The organism is Neisseria sp. KEM232, assembly GCF_002237445.1.
GTDB lineage: Bacteria > Pseudomonadota > Gammaproteobacteria > Burkholderiales > Neisseriaceae > Neisseria.
Window position 1 is genome coordinate 2,035,386 of record NZ_CP022527.1, and the last position, 17,649, is coordinate 2,053,034.

The 17,649-nt window shown below is 59.7% G+C and carries 24 protein-coding genes and 2 pseudogenes; 22 read left to right on the forward strand and 4 right to left on the reverse strand.

Annotated features, from left to right (window positions below; translation table 11 throughout):
- The first annotated feature begins 20 nt into the window (after positions 1–20).
- The 11 genes from CGZ77_RS10090 (at position 21) to mutM (ending at position 7,728) form a co-directional block, all read left to right on the forward strand.
- Positions 21–491 carry a hypothetical protein gene (locus CGZ77_RS10090; RefSeq protein ID WP_157058125.1) on the forward strand — a complete coding sequence of 157 codons (471 nt, stop codon included), beginning with the start codon at positions 21–23 and terminating at the stop codon, positions 489–491.
- An 82-nt stretch (positions 492–573) separates the two neighbouring features.
- A complete protein-coding gene (locus CGZ77_RS10095) occupies positions 574–960 on the forward strand; it encodes a DoxX-like family protein (protein WP_036496105.1) in 387 nt (128 codons plus the stop codon).
- Positions 961–999: 39 nt separating this feature from the next.
- Positions 1,000–1,470, forward strand: a complete 471-nt coding sequence (locus CGZ77_RS10100) for a DUF2269 domain-containing protein (RefSeq protein ID WP_009751825.1) — start codon at positions 1,000–1,002, stop codon at positions 1,468–1,470.
- Between the two features lie 66 nt (positions 1,471–1,536).
- On the forward strand, positions 1,537–1,974 hold the full coding sequence (locus CGZ77_RS10105) for a hypothetical protein (RefSeq protein ID WP_094031159.1): 438 nt from the start codon (positions 1,537–1,539) through the stop codon (positions 1,972–1,974).
- A gap of 340 nt (positions 1,975–2,314) precedes the next feature.
- Complete coding sequence (locus CGZ77_RS10110) at positions 2,315–3,145, forward strand: NAD-dependent epimerase/dehydratase family protein (RefSeq protein ID WP_036496103.1); 831 nt, start codon at positions 2,315–2,317, stop codon at positions 3,143–3,145.
- A 280-nt stretch (positions 3,146–3,425) separates the two neighbouring features.
- The gene (acpS, locus tag CGZ77_RS10115) at positions 3,426–3,803 is read left to right on the forward strand and encodes a holo-ACP synthase (RefSeq protein ID WP_036496100.1); all 378 of its coding nucleotides are present in this window, start codon (positions 3,426–3,428) and stop codon (positions 3,801–3,803) included.
- Between the two features lie 49 nt (positions 3,804–3,852).
- Entirely contained in the window at positions 3,853–4,641 is a 789-nt protein-coding gene (locus CGZ77_RS10120; protein WP_009751821.1) for a PdaC/SigV domain-containing protein, read from the forward strand.
- Positions 4,642–4,735: 94 nt separating this feature from the next.
- Positions 4,736–5,227, forward strand: a complete 492-nt coding sequence (gene folK, locus CGZ77_RS10125; RefSeq protein WP_036496122.1) for a 2-amino-4-hydroxy-6-hydroxymethyldihydropteridine diphosphokinase — start codon at positions 4,736–4,738, stop codon at positions 5,225–5,227.
- 115 nt (positions 5,228–5,342) lie between these two features.
- Entirely contained in the window at positions 5,343–5,990 is a 648-nt protein-coding gene (locus tag CGZ77_RS10130) for a deoxynucleoside kinase (RefSeq protein ID WP_009751819.1), read from the forward strand.
- A 64-nt stretch (positions 5,991–6,054) separates the two neighbouring features.
- Positions 6,055–6,843, forward strand: coding sequence for a 3-methyl-2-oxobutanoate hydroxymethyltransferase (gene panB, locus CGZ77_RS10135; RefSeq protein ID WP_009751818.1), 789 nt, complete (start codon positions 6,055–6,057; stop codon positions 6,841–6,843).
- A 63-nt stretch (positions 6,844–6,906) separates the two neighbouring features.
- Entirely contained in the window at positions 6,907–7,728 is an 822-nt protein-coding gene (gene mutM, locus CGZ77_RS10140; protein ID WP_009751817.1) for a bifunctional DNA-formamidopyrimidine glycosylase/DNA-(apurinic or apyrimidinic site) lyase, read from the forward strand.
- Positions 7,729–7,822: 94 nt separating this feature from the next.
- Here mutM and argA read toward each other — a convergent pair whose 3' ends face one another.
- From argA to pyrE, 3 genes are read right to left on the reverse strand one after another with little or no spacing between them, the layout of a single operon-like run.
- The gene (argA, locus tag CGZ77_RS10145) at positions 7,823–9,166 is read right to left on the reverse strand and encodes an amino-acid N-acetyltransferase (protein ID WP_094031160.1); all 1,344 of its coding nucleotides are present in this window, start codon (positions 9,164–9,166) and stop codon (positions 7,823–7,825) included.
- Positions 9,167–9,169: 3 nt separating this feature from the next.
- Positions 9,170–9,640 carry an MJ0042-type zinc finger domain-containing protein gene (locus CGZ77_RS10150; protein ID WP_009751815.1) on the reverse strand — a complete coding sequence of 157 codons (471 nt, stop codon included), beginning with the start codon at positions 9,638–9,640 and terminating at the stop codon, positions 9,170–9,172.
- A 38-nt stretch (positions 9,641–9,678) separates the two neighbouring features.
- On the reverse strand, positions 9,679–10,326 hold the full coding sequence (gene pyrE, locus CGZ77_RS10155; RefSeq protein ID WP_009751814.1) for an orotate phosphoribosyltransferase: 648 nt from the start codon (positions 10,324–10,326) through the stop codon (positions 9,679–9,681).
- A 169-nt stretch (positions 10,327–10,495) separates the two neighbouring features.
- On the opposite strand from pyrE, the gene CGZ77_RS10160 reads away from it, so the two are divergent.
- The 10 genes and pseudogenes from CGZ77_RS10160 to bioB all read left to right on the forward strand — a co-directional run bounded on the left by CGZ77_RS10160 (position 10,496) and on the right by bioB (position 16,652).
- Positions 10,496–11,272 (forward strand): exodeoxyribonuclease III, encoded by a 777-nt coding sequence (locus tag CGZ77_RS10160; RefSeq protein WP_009751813.1) that lies wholly within the window; start codon positions 10,496–10,498, stop codon positions 11,270–11,272.
- Positions 11,262–11,441, forward strand: coding sequence for a hypothetical protein (locus CGZ77_RS12310; RefSeq protein WP_009751812.1), 180 nt, complete (start codon positions 11,262–11,264; stop codon positions 11,439–11,441). Before CGZ77_RS10160 ends, CGZ77_RS12310 begins: the two co-directional genes overlap by 11 nt.
- A pseudogene (locus CGZ77_RS12150) lies at positions 11,442–11,549 on the forward strand (ABC transporter permease); the annotation flags it as partial. It abuts the gene before it with no gap.
- Positions 11,549–12,241: an ATP-binding cassette domain-containing protein gene (locus CGZ77_RS10170; protein ID WP_198142886.1), complete on the forward strand. Its 693-nt coding sequence runs from the start codon at positions 11,549–11,551 to the stop codon at positions 12,239–12,241. The pseudogene CGZ77_RS12150 and the gene CGZ77_RS10170, both read left to right, overlap by 1 nt.
- Before the next feature lie 310 nt (positions 12,242–12,551).
- Entirely contained in the window at positions 12,552–13,166 is a 615-nt protein-coding gene (locus CGZ77_RS10175) for a CadD family cadmium resistance transporter (RefSeq protein ID WP_009751810.1), read from the forward strand.
- Between the two features lie 46 nt (positions 13,167–13,212).
- A complete protein-coding gene (locus tag CGZ77_RS10180) occupies positions 13,213–13,419 on the forward strand; it encodes a hypothetical protein (RefSeq protein ID WP_009751809.1) in 207 nt (68 codons plus the stop codon).
- Positions 13,420–13,635: 216 nt separating this feature from the next.
- Positions 13,636–14,295 (forward strand): hypothetical protein, encoded by a 660-nt coding sequence (locus CGZ77_RS10190; protein ID WP_094031163.1) that lies wholly within the window; start codon positions 13,636–13,638, stop codon positions 14,293–14,295.
- Between the two features lie 143 nt (positions 14,296–14,438).
- Positions 14,439–14,762: a PepSY domain-containing protein gene (locus CGZ77_RS10195; RefSeq protein ID WP_094031164.1), complete on the forward strand. Its 324-nt coding sequence runs from the start codon at positions 14,439–14,441 to the stop codon at positions 14,760–14,762.
- 63 nt (positions 14,763–14,825) lie between these two features.
- Complete coding sequence (locus CGZ77_RS10200) at positions 14,826–15,359, forward strand: alpha/beta hydrolase (protein WP_094031165.1); 534 nt, start codon at positions 14,826–14,828, stop codon at positions 15,357–15,359.
- A 243-nt stretch (positions 15,360–15,602) separates the two neighbouring features.
- Positions 15,603–16,652, forward strand: a complete 1,050-nt coding sequence (bioB, locus tag CGZ77_RS10205; RefSeq protein WP_036496096.1) for a biotin synthase BioB — start codon at positions 15,603–15,605, stop codon at positions 16,650–16,652.
- Between the two features lie 113 nt (positions 16,653–16,765).
- On the opposite strand, the gene CGZ77_RS12510 is transcribed toward bioB, so the two are convergent.
- The gene (locus CGZ77_RS12510; protein ID WP_232504834.1) at positions 16,766–17,413 is read right to left on the reverse strand and encodes a hypothetical protein; all 648 of its coding nucleotides are present in this window, start codon (positions 17,411–17,413) and stop codon (positions 16,766–16,768) included.
- Between CGZ77_RS12510 and CGZ77_RS10215 the strand changes: the two are divergent.
- Positions 17,375–17,569, forward strand: a pseudogene (locus tag CGZ77_RS10215) (ABC transporter ATP-binding protein); the annotation flags it as partial. The gene CGZ77_RS12510 and the pseudogene CGZ77_RS10215 sit on opposite strands and share 39 nt — an antisense overlap.
- Between the last annotated feature and the right edge of the window lie 80 nt (positions 17,570–17,649).

The following is a 17,649-nucleotide window of genomic DNA, read 5'->3' on the forward strand; positions in this document are numbered from 1 at the left end:
CCGCAACAAGGAAACCCGCCATGAATGAATCCGTCCGCCCCGCACCATCCCCCGCCAAACCCTATCCGCGCGCCGGTGTGTTTTGGATTTCGCTGTTGTGCGGCGCACCCTTGGGCGCGCTTTGGTTGGGAGGTGCAACCTTCTTCGCCGCGCTTGTTGCCGGCGAAATGTCGTTTTCAGAAACCTTTGCCGGCGTGCTGGTTCTGCCGTTTTTCCTGATTTTCGGCACGGTGCTCGGCTTCGTGCCCGCCGCCGTGCTGGCCTGCATTCTGACGCTTTGGCGGCCGTACCGCAGCGCGGCCAACACGTTTCTGACGGCGGCGGCGGGAGCGGCGGTGTCCGCGCTGTTCGGCTTTGTTCTGCCGTATCTCGGTTTTGGCGGAGACACTCCCTCAGCCGACAGCTTCGTAATCTATACCTTCGCCCTCGCGGGCGGCCTGAGCGCGGCGACGCTGGCGCGACTGGTGCTGCCGAAGCCGAATGACGAGTAGGCCGTCTGAAACGCCCGCCGCCGTCCCGCAAATTTTTTTGACCCGTTATTTCTGTTTTGACGGAAATTTAGAAAGACAAATAATGAACACCACCCCGCGCATCCCCGCTTATCTGCCCGCCTCACTCGGCCTGTTGTGGCTGTGGAGCGGCCTGCAACCGGTGCTGACCGCGCCGCAGCAATCGCTGGAACTGCTCGCGGCAGTGGGTTTTCAGACGGCCTTCCGCTATCCCGTTTTGCTGGCGGCTTCGCTGCTGGACATCGTCTTCGGCCTGCTCTGCTTCACCCGCGCCCGCCGCCTGCCGCTTTTTTGGGCGGCGCAGGCGGCGACGGTGACGGCATACAGCCTCATCACCGCCTTTGCCCTGCCCGCCATGTGGCTGCACCCCTTCGCGCCGCTGGTGAAAAACCTGCCGACAGCCGCGCTGATGCTGTTTTTGGCGCAGGCCGCACGGCAGAAGGCCGTCTGAAACCTGCCTGCCGCAACTCTTAAATAAAAGGAGTAAATCATGAACACTTATCTGATAGTCAAAACCCTGCATATCCTGTCGGCCACGCTGATGGTGGGCACGGGCTTCGGCACGGCGTTTTACCTGTTTTGGGCAAACCGCAGCGGCTCGGTGGCGGCACAGTCGGTGGTGGCCAAATGGGTGGTGAAGGCCGACTGGTGGTTCACCACGCCCGCCGTGGTTTTCCAGCCGCTGTCGGGCTGGTGGCTGATGTCGCAGGCGCATTTGTCCTTCGACACGCGCTGGATCGCCTGGACGCTCGGCCTCTACCTGCTCTGCGGCGCGTGCTGGCTGCCGGTGGTGTGGCTGCAGCTCAAGATGGCGAAAATCGCCCGCGATGCCGCCGCTGCGGGGGCAGAAACCATGCCGCCGCGCTATTTCCGCTATGCGCGGGCTTGGGAGCTGCTCGGTTATCCCGCCTTCTGCGCCACGCTCGTTATCTATTTTCTGATGGTGTTCAAACCGGCTTAGGCCGTCTGAAAACAACAAACCCGTCCCCGTCTTCATTTATCTTCATTTAAAGAAAGGAAACCCGCCATGCAAAACCTCACCATTATCCTGACCGCCGTTGCCGTCTCCCTCACCGTCTCCGCCGTCTGCTGGTTTGCCGTCGGCAGCGTCCTGCGCCGCGTCACCGCCTTTTTGTGCGACGACGGACGCGAAGGCGTGAAAGAAACCGGCGGCCTCTTCTGGCAGCGGATCTATGGAAGTCTCAGCGTCTTCGTCCCCCTGCTGTTCGTGTTGCTGTTCGCCCCGAACTTCGAACGCGGCCTTGCCGACAACCTGCTCTACGCCCTGCGCTGGTCGGTGTTCGGCGGCGTGTCGCTGCTGCTCGCCCTCGCCTATCAGGTGAGCCGGCAAATCCGTTTCAACAGCCGGGCCAAACAGCTGCCCTCCGCCGCGCCCTCCGCTTACCGCCTGCAACAGCTCGCCGAACAGAAAAACCCACCCGAAACGCCGCAAAAGGCCGTCTGAAAAACAAAGTACTCGGCTTTCAGACGGCCTCTAGGGCGCGTTGACATTCAGCTTGCGAAGCGGTTTTTTGAGGAAAAATTCGCGCCTGCAAGGAAAAAAGCGCAGCAAGATTGAACATCTTGCGAGCATTTTTGACGCGGCAGGCGTGGATTTTTACCAAAAATACCGCCGCAAGGCTGATTGTCAACGCGCCCTAGGAAACAAAAAACACTACGTCCCGCCGCAAACGCACCTTCAGACGGCCTCCGCCGCCCAAGCAGGGTGTGTTGCGCAGCAACGCACGCGGTTTGAACGTTCGCGGGAAACGCCCCTCCTCCAACCGTTGCAAAAGAAAGAACCCATGAACATCCTGCTCCTCGGCGGCAGCGGCTTTATCGGCCGCCGCGCCGCCCGCCGCCTGCGCGAAGCGGGTCACAGCGTCCGCACGCCGCCGCACGCCGAACTCGACCTGCTGCGCCCCGACAAAGCCGCCGCCGTGCCGCTGCTCGAAGGCTGCGGTGCGGTGATGAACTGCGTCGGCATCATGAGCCGCCATGCCGACATTTTGGAAACCGTCCACCACACCACGCCCGCCCTGCTCGCCGCCTGGGCGAAAGAAGCGGGCGTGCGCCGCTGGGTGCAGCTCTCCGCGCTGGGCGCAGACCCCGCCCATGCCGTCGCTTTTCTTGCGAGCAAAGGGCGCGGCGACGCGGCCGTGGCCGCCGAATTGGACAGCGCAACCGCCCGCCCTTCCGTCGTGTACGGGCGCGGCGGCACAAGCTGCGAACTGTTTGTCAAACTCGCGCGCCTGCCCGTGCTGCCCCTGCCCGCAGGCGGCGCGTTCGCTTTGCAGCCCGTGCACGCCGAAGACGTTTCAGACGGCCTCTGCCGCCTGCTCGATGCCCCGTCGGGCGCGGTCGTCAACATGACAGGCCGTCTGAAAACCACCCTCGCGGCCTATCTCGCCATCCTGCGGCAAACCCTGCACGGCAAACCGCCCGCCAAAGTCCTGCCCGTCCCCCTTGCCCTGCTGCGCCCCGCCCTGCCGCCGGCCAATATTCTGAGCAACGGTTTTCTCAGCCGCGACAGCATCCGCCTGCTGCAACAGGGCTCGTGCGCCGACTGCGCCGGCTTCGCCGCCCTGCTCGGACGCGAACCGCTCGGCGCGGACGGATTCGCCCGTTTGCCATAGTTTCGATTAAAATCTGCGGCCGTCTGAAAGAGAAGTAAACGCAGCAAAAACCTTTCAGACGGCCCCAACCGTTTTTCTATAGTGAAACAACACGAAAATCTACGGCGTTGCTGCGCCTTAGCTCGAAGAGGGCGGTTTGCTAAGGCATTAAAAATGCTTTGCTAAGGCATTAAAAATGCCAAGCAAACCTGCCCCGTATTACTCATACTGTCTGCGGCTTGCTGCCTTGTATCTTTCCGCGTTGTTTCACTATATTTGTCAAAAAACAAGGATAAACCCCATGATCTACGGCATCGGCACCGACATCGTCGCGGAAAAACGCATCGAAACCCTCTACAAAAAACACGGCCGCGCCTTCGCCGAGCGCGTGCTGCACCCGGCCGAGCTGCCCGAATTAGAGGCCGCCGCCCGCCCCGCCGCCTTCCTCGCCAAACGCTTCGCCGCCAAAGAAGCCGTTGCCAAAGCCCTCGGCACGGGCATACGCGGCGCCGTGTCCTTCCGCAATATCGGCGTCGGCCACACCGCGCAGGGCAAACCGGAAACCGTCTTCGCCCCGCCGCTGCAAGCCTTTCTCGACGAAATCGGCGTCGCGCGCGTCCACCTGAGCATCGCCGACGACAGCGGCACCGTTACTGCCTACGCCGTTGCCGAAAAATAATTTATCCCCGACAAAGGCTGTCTGAACAACCAAGCAAAAGGAAAACACCGTGAACAAAATCCTCCCCGCCCTCCTCGCCGCCGCCCTCGCCCTGCCCGCCGCCGCGCAGCCGCCGAAAATCAAAACCGCGGAATTCACCGCCAAATACTGCCCCAAACCCACGGCCGACAGCAGATGCAGCGAGTTCACCGTCTCCCGCCCCGTCTTCGCCGACCAAGCGCAAAACGCCTTTGCCGAAAACCTTATCCGCAAAATGTCGGTTACAGACGGCCTCAAAACCCTCAGCAAAGCCGCCGCCCTGCGCGAACTGAAAAAACGCGTCGACGAATTCCGTGATAACGAAGGCTACCCGCGCCACCAATACATCGCCGAAGTCTCCCTCGAAGGCTACACCCCCCACTACTACGTCCTCTCCACCACCGACTACGAATACTCCGGTGGCGCGCACGGCGCGGGCGACGGCGGCAGCTACGTTATCCCCCGCAGCGGCAAACCCGTCCCCCTCAAACTCGCCGACATCCTCCTGCCCGGCAAAAAAGCCGCCTTCGCCGCCCTGCACCGCCAAGGCATGCTCGACTACTATCTGCAAGAAGGCGGCAAAACCCGGCAGGAACTCGAAGCGGATTTCGACGACAAAAACAGCCCCCACCACCTCACCGACGAACACCTGGAAAACTGGACTTTCGACAAAAACGCCCTTTCCTATACCTACGGCACATACAGCTTCGGCAGCTACATCGACACCCCATCCTTCATCCTACCCGCCGACAAACTCCAAGGCATCGTCAAACCCGAAATCCTGCGCGAACTCAAAGCCTACCGCGAAGTGAAACGGTGATTTCCCGAAAGGCCGTCTGAAAGCGATGCTTCAACAAAACCAAAGCCTTTCAGACGGCCTCATCACCCCCTTCCATAACACCCGAAAGCCGCCCATGCCCGACACCCGCCCCGCCACCGCCGCCATCGCCTTCGGCAGCAACCTCGGCGCATCCGCCGACACCGTCGCCCAAGCCGCAGGCCGTCTGAAAGCGCACCCGCAAATCCTCTCCCTGCGCCTCTCCCCCCTCTACCGCACCGCCCCCGTCGGCTATACCGACCAGCCCGATTTCACCAACGCCGCCGCCATCATCGAAACCACCCTCGCCGCCCGCGAACTGCTCGATCTGCTGCAACAAATCGAGCATGACTTCGGCCGCGAGCGCCCTTTTGCCAACGCCCCGCGCACCCTCGATTTGGACATCATCGACTACGCGCACACCGCATCCTCCGACCCCGCCCTCGCCCTGCCGCACCCGCGCGCCCACCTGCGCGCCTTCGTCATGCGCCCCCTCGCCGACCTCGACCCTGCCTACCCAATCGGACAACACGGCACGGCAGGCGCGCTGGCCGATGCCCTCGGCAGCGACGGCATCCGTCTCCTATAAACAAACACAGACCCGCAGGCCGTCTGAAAACCTTTCAGACGGCCTGCCTGCTGTTGGAAAGCCCGCGCCCGAAGCCGTATAATCCGCCCCTTTGCCGACAAACAGGAAACAGGCGATGGATTACCGATACATAGTGGTCGAAGGCTCGATAGGCAGCGGCAAGTCCGAACTCGCGCGGCGGCTGGCGGGTTATTTCGACGCGCTCTACCTCACCGAAAGCCCCGAAACCAACCCCTTTCTCTCACTCTTCTACGAAAACGCCGCCAACCACGGCCTGGCCACAGAGCTGCATTTCCTGCTGCGCCGCGTGAAGGCCATCGACATCATCAACGCCGAAGAAGCCAGAGGCGGCCGCGTCGTTGCCGATTTCCTGCTGGAAAAAGACCAGATTTTCGTGCCCGTCGTGCTCGACGACGACGAAAACGCCAACGAACAAACCCTGTTTTGGGAAGCCAAACACCGCATCATGCCCGAGATGCCCGTTCCCGACCTCGTCATTTATCTGCAAACCGCCGACGAAGCCGCCGACAAACGCCTGATTTCGCGCGGCGGCGGCACATTCAACCTCTTCCCCGCAGGCTACCTCGGCCGCATCCACGAAGAATACCGCCGCTTTTTCCACCTCTACGACAACGCCCCGCTGCTCATCGCCAACAACGACGAAATGGACTTCACCGGCAACGACGATCATTTCGAGCTGCTGCTGCGCACCATCAGCCACATGCAGGGCAACCGCCACTACCTCAACCTCAAAGACATCTGATCCTTTTCAGACGGCCTCAAAACAACAGGCCGTCTGAAACACATACACACCACAAAGGAACACCGTGATTACCGTCAACACCCTGAAAAAAATGAAAGCCGACGGCGAAAAAATCGCCATGCTCACCGCCTACGAAGCCAGCTTCGCCGCCCTGATGGACGACGCCGGCGTCGACACCCTCCTCGTCGGCGACTCGCTGGGCATGACCGTGCAGGGACAAAGCTCCACCCTGCCCGTCACCCTTGCCGACATGTGCTACCACACCGCCGCCGTCGCACGCGGCGCGAAAAACGCCCTCATCCTCGCCGACCTACCCTTCGGCGCCTACCAGCAGAGCAAAGAACAGGCCTTCGCCGCCGCCGCCGAACTGATGGCTGCCGGCGCGCACATGGTCAAACTCGAAGGCGGCACATGGATGGCCGAAACCACCGAATTTCTGCAACTGCGCGGCATCCCCGTCTGCGCCCACATCGGCCTCACCCCCCAGTCCGTCCACGCCTTCGGCGGCTACAAAGTGCAGGGCAAGGCCGACGGCGGCGCGGCGCTGACGGCAGACGCAAAAGCCCACGACGCGGCGGGCGCGGCCATGATCTTGATGGAATGCGTGCCCGCCGCGCTGGGCAAAGCCGTTACCGAAGCCGTTGCCGCGCCCACCATCGGCATCGGCGCGGGCGTCGACTGTGACGGCCAAGTGCTCGTCATGCACGACATGCTCGGCGTCTTCCCCGGCCGCACCGCCCGCTTCGTCAAAAACTTTATGGCGGGGCAGGACAGCATCCAAGCCGCCGTCGCCGCCTACGTTGCCGCTGTGAAAAACAAAACCTTCCCCGCCGCCGAACACAGCTTCCTGTAAACCCCAAAGGCCGTCTGAAAACGCAAAACCCGCTTTCAGACGGCCTCAAACCAATCCCGAACCATGCCCGAACTGCCCGAAGTCGAAACCACCCTGCGCGGCGTCGCCCCGCACATCACCGGCAAAACCGTCGCTGCCGTCAGCGTGCGCCAAAGCAAACTGCGCCTGCCCGTGCCACCCGATCTCGCCGACACCCTGAGCGGGCAGACCGTGCTCGAATGCGGCCGCCGCGCCAAATACCTCCTCGTCCGCTTCGCCCACGGCATCCTCCTTATCCATCTCGGCATGTCGGGCAGCCTGCGCGTTTTCACCCCCGGCCAAGCGCCCGCAGCGGGAAAACACGACCACCTCGACATCGCCTTTTCAGACGGCACCCTGCTGCGTTTCCACGACCCGCGCCGCTTCGGCATCGTCACCTGGTATGCGGGCGCGGCCGAAACCCATCCCCTGCTGCAACACCTCGCCCCCGAGCCTCTGGGCGCAGCATTCACCGCCGACTATCTCCACGCCGCCCTTCAAAACCGCCGCAGCCCCGTCAAAACCGTGCTGATGGACAACCGCGCCGTCGTCGGCGTCGGCAACATCTACGCCAACGAAAGCCTGTCCGCCGCCCGCATCTCGCCGCTGCGCCCCTCCGACAGCCTCACGCGCGAAGAGGCCGCCGCCCTCACAGAAAGCATCCGCGACACCCTCGAGCGCGCCATCGCCAAAGGCGGCAGCACCCTGCGCGATTTCGTCGACAGCAGCGGCAACAGCGGCTATTTCCAACAGGAATACCGCGTCTACGGCCGCGACGGCCAAGCCTGCGCCGAATGCGGCGCACCCATTGTCAAAACCACCCTCGGCGGCCGCGGCACGTTCTACTGCCCCGTCTGCCAGCAATAACAGGCCGTCTGAAAGCGCGGCGCAGCAAAAAGGCCGTCTGAAAACACGAAACGGTGTTTTCAGACGGCCTTTTGCCTGCCCGACGGTTCGGCCTTTATCCCGCCTGTTCCGCCCCGTCCAAGCCGAGCACGAAAACGGCCGACTGCCGCCCGCTGCTGCGGTATTCGGCCTGCCGTACGGCGGGCAGGTCGGCGGGAGAGGCCGTCTGAAAGCCGCGTTCGGCAAACCAGTCGCCCGTTTGCGTGGAGAGGGCAAACAGTTTTTTCAGGCGCAGGCTGCGGGCGCGGCCGATCAGGTGTTGCAGCAGCAGCTCGCCGTAGCCGCCGTCCTGCGCCTCGGGCGAGACGGCAAGGCAAGCCAGTTCGCCGCTCTCGGGCGCGTCGGCAAAGGTTTTCAGGGCGACGCAGCCGTAGATTTGGCGGTCGTGTTCGAGCACGGAAAAACCGCCGATATGGGTTTCCAGATATTCGCGGCTGCGGCGCACGAGTATGCCCTGCGCTTCGAGCGGGCGGATAAGGGCGATGAGGTCGGGGATGTCGCTGCCCTCGGCGGGGCGGATGCGCATAAAGGGGGCTTGGGCAACGGTGGTGCCCGTGCCGCTGCGGGTGAAAAGTTCGCCGATCAAATCGCCGTCGGCGAGGCCGGAGAGGATTTGGCAGCGCTGCACGCCCTTGCCGACGGCGCTGAGGGCGGTGCGCAGCAGTTCGCGCTGCTGCGGCAGGATGCCGCCGTTTTTCAGACGGCCTTCGGCTTCTTCGGAAGACAGGTTGCTCAGGCGGCGCCCTTCTTCGTCGAGTATGCCTTCCTGCTCGATCAGGAAAACGAGTTTTTCCGCCTGCAAGGCGGCGGCGGCGGACTCGGCGATGTCGGTCATGGCGAGGTTGAAGGTTTTGCCGCCCAGCGAGGCGGCCAGCGGGCTGATGAGGACGACGGCGCCGCTGTCGAGGCAGGACTGCACGGCTTCGGCGTCGGTTTTGCGCACGCAGCCGGTGTAGCCCATGTCGATGCCGTCGATGATGCCGATGGGGCGGGCGGAAACAAAGTTTCCCGACACAACGCGCAGGCGGCGGCCGCGCTGCGGCGAGTGCGACAGGCCGACGGACAGCGCGGCTTCGATTTCGTAATTCAGACGGCCGCAAACCTGTTTGGCAATTTCGATTACGGTGTCGTCGGTGACGCGGCGACCCAGATGGTAGCGCGGCTCGATACCCTGCGCGGCGCAGGCGGCGCTGATTTGGCTGCGGCTGCCGTACACCAGCACCAGACGGATGCCCAACCCCGCCATCAGGGCGAGATCGGCGGCAATCGGGCGGAAACGTTCGGGCGTAAGCAGGCTGCCGGCAATGCCGGCCACCAGCGTTTTGCCGCGCAGATAGTCGATATAGGGCGCGGCTTCGCGGAAGTGGCGGATAAAGGCGGGCGTGTCGGCGGGCTGCATGGTTCAGACGGCCTGACGGCTGAGCAGGATGAAGAACAGCTGCAAAATAAGGACGGTGAGGGCGACCAGGGCGGCAAGCGTCCAGTTGGTGCTGCCGCTTTTGGCGGGCGCGGGGGATTCGCTGCGCGGCGGCGGCTCGGGCATGGGCACGGGCTGCGCGGCGCGATGTTCCTGATCGTTGGGCACGGCGGCAGGCTGCCCCGCTTCGGCGGGGTGTTCGAGCAGATAGTCGATCTGGCACTTGTCGAAGGAATTTCGCCCGCGCACATAAGTGCCCAGCCGCCGCACGAGATCGATGTCGCTGACGCCGTCGGGCAGCCAGTCGATGGAGGAAACCTGCTGTCTGGCAACGAAGTCTTTGGCTTTGAACAAGCCCTGGCAGTCGGTGCATTTGACAAAGCCCTGGGCAACGTTGAGCTGGCTTTCTTTGACTTTCAGATAGGTTTGGCAGTGGGGGCAGGAGCAGATGGGCATGATGGTGTTTCCCTTGTGTTGCGCGGCGCGGCGTGCGCTCAGCCGCGCGGGGCGCCGTAGCGTGCGCGGTAGGCTTTCACGGGTTCTAAAAAGCCGCCGAACTCGGCGCTGTTTTGCAGCAGGGCGAACAAGTCGTCCAAATCGGCAATCGGGACAACGGGCAGGCCGTATTGTTTTTCCACTTCCTGCACCGCCGAGAGTTCGCCCGTGCCTTTTTCCATGCGGTCGAGCGCGATGGCGACGCCTGCGGGCGTTGCGCCTTCGGCTTCAATCAGTTTCACCGATTCGCGCACCGAAGTGCCCGCCGAAATCACGTCGTCGATAATCAAAACGCGGCCTTTGAGCGGCGCACCGACCAGAACGCCGCCTTCGCCGTGGTCTTTGGCTTCCTTGCGGTTGTAGGCAAAGGGCACGTTGACGCCTTTTTCCGCCAGCATCATGGCGGTGGCGGCGGCGAGAATGATGCCCTTGTAGGCCGGCCCGAACAGCATGTCGAACTTCACGCCGCTCTCGATAATCGAGCGGGCGTAAAAGCGCGCCAATTCGAGCGTGGACGCGCCGTCGTCAAACAATCCGGCGTTGAAAAAATAGGGCGACTGCCGCCCGGCTTTGGTGGTGAATTCGCCGAATTTCAGCACCTTGCGGCTGAGGGCGAATTTTAAAAAATCTTGACGGAAATCGGACATAGCCGCGCTTTCTGTTGGCAAATTCAAAGCGCGGATTATAAATGAATGACGGACAAATGGGCAGGCCGCACACACAGGCAAAGACGGCCTTTGCACTCCCGCCGCCGACAGAGGCCGTCTGAAAAATCGGTTACAATGCCGTCCGTTTTTCTTAACCCGTTTTCACACCATGCTCAAAATCATCTCCGCCAATGTAAACGGCATCCGCTCGGCCTATAAAAAGGGTTTTCTCGAATACATCGCCGCTTCGGGCGCGGACATCGTCTGCGTGCAGGAACTCAAGGCACAGGAGGCGGATTTGTCGCCCGAAATGAAAAATCCGCACGGGATGCACGGCCATTGGCATTGCGCGGAAAAACGCGGCTACAGCGGCGTGGCGGTGTACAGCAAACGCGCGCCCGACCGCGTTACCACCGGCATCGGCGTGGAAGAGTTCGACCGCGAAGGGCGGTTTGTGCGCTGCGATTTCGGCAGGCTGTCGGTAATCTCGCTGTATCTGCCCAGCGGCAGCAGCGCGGAGGAGCGGCAGCAGGCGAAATTCCGTTTTCTCGACGTGTTTTATCCCATGCTCGCCGACATGAAGGCCGAAGGGCGCGATATTGTGGTGTGCGGCGACTGGAACATCGCGCATCAGAACATCGATTTGAAAAACTGGAAGGGCAACCAGAAAAATTCGGGCTTCCTGCCCGAAGAGCGCGAGTGGATAGGCAAGGTTATCAACGAGTTGGGCTGGACGGACATCTGGCGCACGCTCTACCCCGACGCGCCCGGCTACACATGGTGGAGCAACAGGGGGCAGGCCTACGCGAAAGACGTGGGCTGGCGCATCGATTATCAGATGGTGACGCCCGAGTTGGCCGCCAAAGCGGTAGCGGCGCACGTTTACAAAGACGAAAAATTTTCCGATCACGCGCCGCTGGTTGCGGAGTACGACTATGCCTTCTGACAAGCGCAAAAAAGCGGCGAAAAGGCCGTCTGAAAGCCAAACCGCGCAGAGGCCGTCTGAAAGGCCGTCTGAAAAACGCCGCCTGATCGGATTCACGCCCGTCTTCAAACGCGGCGTTCTCTGGATGGCCGCCGCCTTTGTGCTGCCGCTGGCTTTGTGGACGCTGTAGACTTCGACGGTGATGGCTTATGTGGTGCTGGTCATCGTGTTTGTGTCGCTGTTTGAATACCTGATTACCAAGCCTTTGGAAATTTTGTTTATGCCGTGGAGGAGATGATGCTCTGTCTTGAAAACGTGCGTTTTGAAATTCTCCGCGACCCCATCGTGCGCGATTTCAGTTTGAACCTGCAACATGGCGAAGTGAAAGCCTTGTTCGGGCCGAGCGGCTGCGGTAAGACGACGGTTTTGCGGCTGATTGCGGGCTTGGAAACGCCAAAATCGGGCACAATACGCAATACTTTCCACAAAACGGGTTTTCTGTTTCAGGAAAACCGCCTGCCGGAAAACCTGACCGCGATGCAGAATATCGCGATTTTTATGGACAAACCCGATGAAGGCGAAATCATCGCGCTGGCGGCGAAAGTCGGGCTGACTGCGGGCGATTTGAACAAATATCCGACCGAGTTGTCCGGCGGCATGGCGAAACGGGTGGCGTTTCTGCGCCTGCTGCTGTGCGGCTGCGACCTTGCCTTGCTGGACGAGCCGTTTGTCGGTTTGGACCGCGATTTGCGCGATATTTTGGTCGCCATGCTGGTGGAAAAAATCGAGCGGCAGGGTATGGCGTGTATGCTGGTAACGCACGACCGCTTTGAAGCCGCACGCCTGAGCCATGAAATCATGCTGCTTTCCACTAAGGGCATGAACGTGCAAAACGTGATTGCACTGCCCACGCCGTTGTCCGAACGCGATTCGGCTTTTGAAGAAGCCGTGGTGGCAAGGGAGTTTCAGGGGATTCATTATTATGAGTGATACGGGCATTTGAGTGTTTGACGAACCTTGCGGTTCGTTGCCCTCTCCCTAACCCTCTCCCACGGGGAGAGGGGAGCAGGTTGCTGAAAATTAGAGGGTGTAGGATTGAGAATCGGATGGCAGGCAAACCTGAAAATGTTAGGGTTTGGCAGCCCGATTCCCTCTCCCCGTGGGAGAGGGCTAGGGAGAGGGTAAGCAAGCCGCAGGCTTGCCTCTTTAGCGAAAGATACGAATCTGTTATCCGAACGCGATTCGGTTTTTGAAAAAGCCGTGGTGCCAAGGGGGCAGGGGATTCATTATGAGGTGCTTTATGTTTTCGACAGTGATTACTGCTGCTGTTTTATATATTGCTACAGCAGTAGATTTGTTGTTAATACTATTAATATTTTTTGCTAGAGCAAATACTAGAAAAGAATATCGAGATATTTATATCGGACAATATTTAGGTTCTGTAATTTTAATATTAGTTAGTTTATTTTTAGCTTTTGTTTTGAATTATGTTCCGGAAAAATGGGTGTTGGGTTTATTAGGTTTAATACCGATTTACTTAGGTATTAAAGTTGCTATTTACGACGATTGTGAGGGCGAAAAAAGAGCTAAAAAAGAATTGGATGAAAAAGGGTTGTCAAAATTAGTCGGTATTGTTGCTTTGGTTACAGTTGCTAGTTGTGGTGCAGATAATATTGGACTTTTTGTTCCTTACTTTGTGACTTTAGATCTTGTCGACTTATTAGTTACTCTTCTTGTATTTTTAATATTGATTTTTGTTTTAGTATATACAGCACAAAGATTGGCTAATATTTCAGGTGTTGGTGAAATTGTAGAGAAGTTTAGTCGTTGGATAATGGCTGTTATTTATATTGGTTTAGGGTTATTTATTATTATTGAAAATAATACAATTCGAACAATAATATCAATAATATGAATGATACGGGCATTTTACCGCCGCCACCTTCGCCGGCCTAATTCCCGTGTTCCGCCCGAATTGGGGCTGGGCAATCGCCTGGCTGCTGCTCGCCCTGCCCTGCCTCTTCAACGCCGCCCGCTGCTTCAACTGGCGCGGCTTTGAAAAATGGAGCTGGATGGTGTCCGCACTGGCCGGATTCGCCATCCTCACCCTGCCCGCCGCCATGCTGGTTTATTTCACGCTGGCGCAGTGGATGGGGGTGAAGCTGTAGGGGCTGTTGACAATCAGCTTGCAAGACGGTTTTTTGAGTAAAAAATGCCCGAATGCAAGGAAAAAAGCACAGCAAGGTTGGACACCTTGCGAGCATTTTTGACGCGGCAGGCGAGTATTTTTTACCAAAAACACCGCCGCAAGGCTGATTGTCAACAGACCATAAAGGCCGTCTGAAACTTCCGTCGGCCCGTTGTTTATATATAAGGAGTCTGCCATGAAAAAAACCCTCTTCGCCACCCTCGTCTGCGCCCTTGCCGCCGCGGCAACCGCCCAAGACTACGCCCTCTACGACAGCCCCACCGAGTCCGGCGGCATCAGCATCACGGGCAAGCGTTTTTCCCTCAACACCGCCAGCCAGCGCGGCAACATCTGCGACCTCGACGGCACCATCAAAAACAACCAATACCGCGACGGCAAAGGCTGCGTCGTCCGTTTCCATTTCTCCGGCAAAAACCTGGTCGAACTCGAAGTGCCCGAATCCGCACGGGAAGAGTGCAGCGAATATTGCGGCATGAACGCCCGCTTCGACAGCGCCTACGCCGTCCTCCCCGCCGCCTGCACCGAACAGGGCGAAAAGGCCGCGGAAAAACGTTTTCAGACGGCCTACCGCGCCAAACAATACCGCCAGGCCGCCCAAATCAAGCAGCAGTACATCGCAAGCTGCGGCAAATTCATCAGCTTCACCGATCGCATGCACGCAGCCAACGACCTGGCCGTCAGCCACAAAAACGCCGGCGACAAAGCCGCCTGCCGCCGCGCCCTCGCTACCATAAAAACCTGGCTCGACCCCGAGTTCGATCCCGGCTACATCTACGAACAAGACTACCAACGCGAAGCCGAAGCCGCCGCCCACAACCTCAAACTGTGCCGCTAACCACCCGCCGCCAACGGCAAAGTCCGTCTGAAAAGGCAAAACCGGTTTTCAGACGGCCTTTGCTGTTTACCCTTTCTTAACAAACCGCACCGCCAAACCGTGCTTAAATCGCGCCGCTTTACATTCACCACAAAGGAAACAACATGAAAAAACTCATCCTCGCCGCCGCCGTTACCCTGATGGCCGCCACCGCCACCGCCACCGCCCGCGACCGCCACGACTACCGCGGCATGGATCGCGAAGACCGTATCGAAGCGCAAATCTACGACGACCCCAACTTCGACGCCAACCTTGATAAAGCCGAAAAAATCCTCGAACGCCAAGGCTACCAAGTCCACGACATCGAACCCGACGTCTACCGCGGCAAACCCGCCCTCGACATCGAAGCCACCAAAGACGGCCGCGACTACGACATCAAAATGAGCTATCCCGCCCTGAAAATCCTGTCGAAAAAAATCGACCGCTGATTCCGAACCGAACACAGAAAAAGGCCGTCTGAAACCCATTCCGACGGCCTCCCTTTTTCCGCCATGCACAGCCACGACCTCGAAGACCTCACCCTGCTGCTGATACGCGACGAAGCCGAAAGCGAAATGTGGATAGACCGCTGGGCGCTCGGCTACCCTACCGTGCGCACCGCCGCCGCAGGCCGCAGCCAAAGCCCGCAGGAATGGCAGCGCCGCGTTCAGACGGCCTGGGAAGGCATACGCGGCCGCAACGCCGCCGTTGTCGCCCACGGCGCGGGCGTTTCCGCCTTTCTCGCCTGGCTCTACCGCGCCGACCTCGCCGCCCACCGCCGCCTGCGCAACATCATCCTCGCCGCGCCGCTGCAAAGCGCCTTCCCCGACGACGCCGAACACAGCCTGCAACGCGCCCGCTGCCCCTGCCGCGCCGCCCTCGTTATCGGCCGCGACGATCCCGAATGCCCGCCCGAATGGGCGGCGCAACAGGCAGCCCTCTGGCGCGCCACCCTCCTCACCGCGCCGCAGACAGGCCGTCTGAACACCCCCATGCAGGGCTGGCAGTGGGGCATGAAGCTGATGCAGGAAATGCTGCTTTCCTGAGCCTTATAGTCAAACAAGCCGAAAGAGGCCGTTCCCGCCTGCGCGGGAATAACGTTTCCGAAACCCTGTTTTCAGACGGCCTCTGTCCGTTGCCCGCCGTCTGCGAAACCGCTAAACTGCGCCCCGTCCGAAAGCCCTTTTCAGACGGCCTTTTTTTATCCGCAACAAGCCGCCGACGTCATTGCGACTGCGGCAGGCGGGTCAGCGTCATTACGCCGCTGCCGACATACGAAAGAACACAATATGACCCTCTCCCCCGTAGCCTTGCGCCGCAAAAGCGAGCCCAAGCCGCATCCGACTGCGCGTTATTGGAAAAAATGCGATGTCGAAGCCCTGTTTTCCCAACCCTTTCTCGAACTCGTCTTCCAAGCCGCCGAAATCCACCGCCAGCATTTCAACCCGCGCGAAATCCAGCTTTCCACCTTAATGTCCATCAAAACCGGCGGCTGCCCCGAAGACTGCGCCTACTGCCCGCAGTCGGCACACCACAACACCAACCTCGGCAAAGAGCAGATGATGGACGTGGACGAAATCGTCGCCAAAGCCCGCATCGCCAAATCGCGCGGCGCCAGCCGTTTCTGCATGGGCGCGGCCTGGCGCGGACCCAAGCCCAAAGACGTGGCCGCCGTGTCCGAAATCATCCGCGCCGTCAAAGCCCTGGGCATGGAAACCTGCGGCACATTCGGCATGCTTGAAGAGGGTATGGCCGAAGATTTCAAAAACGCGGGGCTGGACTACTACAACCACAATCTCGACACCGACCCCGACCGCTACAACGACATCATCCACACCCGCAAACATGAAGACCGCATGGACACGCTGGGCAAAGTACGCAATGCCGGTTTGAAAGTCTGCTGCGGCGGCATCGTCGGCATGAACGAAACCCGTGCCGAACGCGCCGGCCTCATCGCCAGCCTCGCCAACCTCGACCCGCAGCCCGAAAGTGTGCCGATTAACCAACTCGTCAAAGTCGAAGGCACGCCGCTTTTCGACGCCGAAGATTTGGATTGGACGGAATTCGTGCGCACCATCGCTGTTGCCCGCATCACCATGCCGCAAAGCTACGTGCGCCTGTCGGCCGGACGCAGCAATATGCCCGAAGCCATGCAGGCCATGTGTTTTCTGGCGGGCGCCAATTCGATTTTCTACGGCGACAAACTTTTAACCACCGAAAATCCCGATGAAGACGGCGACCGCCTGCTGATGGAAAAACTCAACCTGTATCCGCTGGGCTTCGATCCCGCCACCCATAACGATGCGCGGGAAACGCCGAAAATCCGTGTCGATTATTAGCCTGCGGTAGGGTGTGTTGCACAGCAACTCACGCGGTTTTTGGTTTTACGGAACACCGCGCGGACACACAAAGGCCGTCTGAAACCCGCCGCAGGTTTTCAGACGGCCTCAGACTATGATTGAGGCCGTTCCCGCCTATACCCCTTCGGGGCATAAACGCGGCAATGACGTTTCCGAAAACAAAAAAGCAGCCCGACAAGGCTGCTTTTTCCATGTCCAAACGCCGCATCAACACACGGCCGCGCGCGGCTCGGACAAGTTTTCACACCTCGGCATAAAGCGGAATAAACGCCGCCGCAACCACCGTCAGCAGCGACAGTGAAAAAATCCACTCCGCCAGCGTCACCCAAACGCGCGACATACGGGCGGCCGCTGTTTTTCTGCACGGTGTAGCCGACCACCACCACAAGCAGAAAGCCGATGGAGGAAAACAAAAACAAATCGTCGGAAATCATCTCGCTGGGCTTGAGCGACTGCTTGGCAGCAAGAATACCCACCAGCGCCAAACCCATGCCCGCGATTGTGCCGCTGGCGGAAATCAAGGTATTGAGGGAAGCGTCTGTCTGTTGCGACATGGCGCCAGTCCGTTTGTAAAAAAGCGCGATTGTATAGTGAAACAAAATAGGAAAGATACAAGGCAGCAAGCCGCAGACAGTACAGGTAGCAACAACCGTAGCAACTGTATTTTTCACCCCGTCGGGCAAAAATACAGTTGCTACACGCTGGTTCAAGTCGATACGCCGCAGGATATTCAAAACCATCCGGCGGATGATTATGTGCGCTCCCTGTTCGGCGCGGCGCAGCCGGAAAACACCGCCTCCGCCGACGAAGTCATCAATCTTTACCGCCGTTTGGACGCAGACGGCAAAGCGCGGGTAAGGAAGCATTGGGCAAAAGAAGAAAACAAAGAAGATTGAAAAGAGGTCGTCTGAAAACGGACATATTGGATTTTGTCCAATCGTTTTCAGACAACCTCAAACCATTTTTCAGTACACGC

Excerpts from the sequence above, each read along its gene's own strand:
- CGZ77_RS10150 (WP_009751815.1), bottom strand. The coding sequence starts at position 9,640 with ATGCCCATCTGCTCCTGCCCCCACTGCCAAACCTATCTGAAAGTCAAA.
- CGZ77_RS10090 (WP_157058125.1), top strand. The coding sequence starts at position 21 with ATGAATGAATCCGTCCGCCCCGCACCATCCCCCGCCAAACCCTATCCG.
- folK (WP_036496122.1), top strand. The coding sequence starts at position 4,736 with ATGCCCGACACCCGCCCCGCCACCGCCGCCATCGCCTTCGGCAGCAAC.
- CGZ77_RS10175 (WP_009751810.1), top strand. The coding sequence starts at position 12,552 with ATGTTTTCGACAGTGATTACTGCTGCTGTTTTATATATTGCTACAGCA.
- acpS (WP_036496100.1), top strand. The coding sequence starts at position 3,426 with ATGATCTACGGCATCGGCACCGACATCGTCGCGGAAAAACGCATCGAA.
- CGZ77_RS10130 (WP_009751819.1), top strand. The coding sequence starts at position 5,343 with ATGGATTACCGATACATAGTGGTCGAAGGCTCGATAGGCAGCGGCAAG.
- CGZ77_RS12310 (WP_009751812.1), top strand. The coding sequence starts at position 11,262 with ATGCCTTCTGACAAGCGCAAAAAAGCGGCGAAAAGGCCGTCTGAAAGC.
- CGZ77_RS12510 (WP_232504834.1), bottom strand. The coding sequence starts at position 17,413 with ATGGTTTTGAATATCCTGCGGCGTATCGACTTGAACCAGCGTGTAGCA.
- CGZ77_RS10110 (WP_036496103.1), top strand. The coding sequence starts at position 2,315 with ATGAACATCCTGCTCCTCGGCGGCAGCGGCTTTATCGGCCGCCGCGCC.
- CGZ77_RS10100 (WP_009751825.1), top strand. The coding sequence starts at position 1,000 with ATGAACACTTATCTGATAGTCAAAACCCTGCATATCCTGTCGGCCACG.
- CGZ77_RS10105 (WP_094031159.1), top strand. The coding sequence starts at position 1,537 with ATGCAAAACCTCACCATTATCCTGACCGCCGTTGCCGTCTCCCTCACC.
- CGZ77_RS10170 (WP_198142886.1), top strand. The coding sequence starts at position 11,549 with ATGCTCTGTCTTGAAAACGTGCGTTTTGAAATTCTCCGCGACCCCATC.
- CGZ77_RS10195 (WP_094031164.1), top strand. The coding sequence starts at position 14,439 with ATGAAAAAACTCATCCTCGCCGCCGCCGTTACCCTGATGGCCGCCACC.
- CGZ77_RS10200 (WP_094031165.1), top strand. The coding sequence starts at position 14,826 with ATGCACAGCCACGACCTCGAAGACCTCACCCTGCTGCTGATACGCGAC.
- CGZ77_RS10160 (WP_009751813.1), top strand. The coding sequence starts at position 10,496 with ATGCTCAAAATCATCTCCGCCAATGTAAACGGCATCCGCTCGGCCTAT.
- CGZ77_RS10095 (WP_036496105.1), top strand. The coding sequence starts at position 574 with ATGAACACCACCCCGCGCATCCCCGCTTATCTGCCCGCCTCACTCGGC.
- pyrE (WP_009751814.1), bottom strand. The coding sequence starts at position 10,326 with ATGTCCGATTTCCGTCAAGATTTTTTAAAATTCGCCCTCAGCCGCAAG.
- argA (WP_094031160.1), bottom strand. The coding sequence starts at position 9,166 with ATGCAGCCCGCCGACACGCCCGCCTTTATCCGCCACTTCCGCGAAGCC.
- mutM (WP_009751817.1), top strand. The coding sequence starts at position 6,907 with ATGCCCGAACTGCCCGAAGTCGAAACCACCCTGCGCGGCGTCGCCCCG.
- bioB (WP_036496096.1), top strand. The coding sequence starts at position 15,603 with ATGACCCTCTCCCCCGTAGCCTTGCGCCGCAAAAGCGAGCCCAAGCCG.
- CGZ77_RS10190 (WP_094031163.1), top strand. The coding sequence starts at position 13,636 with ATGAAAAAAACCCTCTTCGCCACCCTCGTCTGCGCCCTTGCCGCCGCG.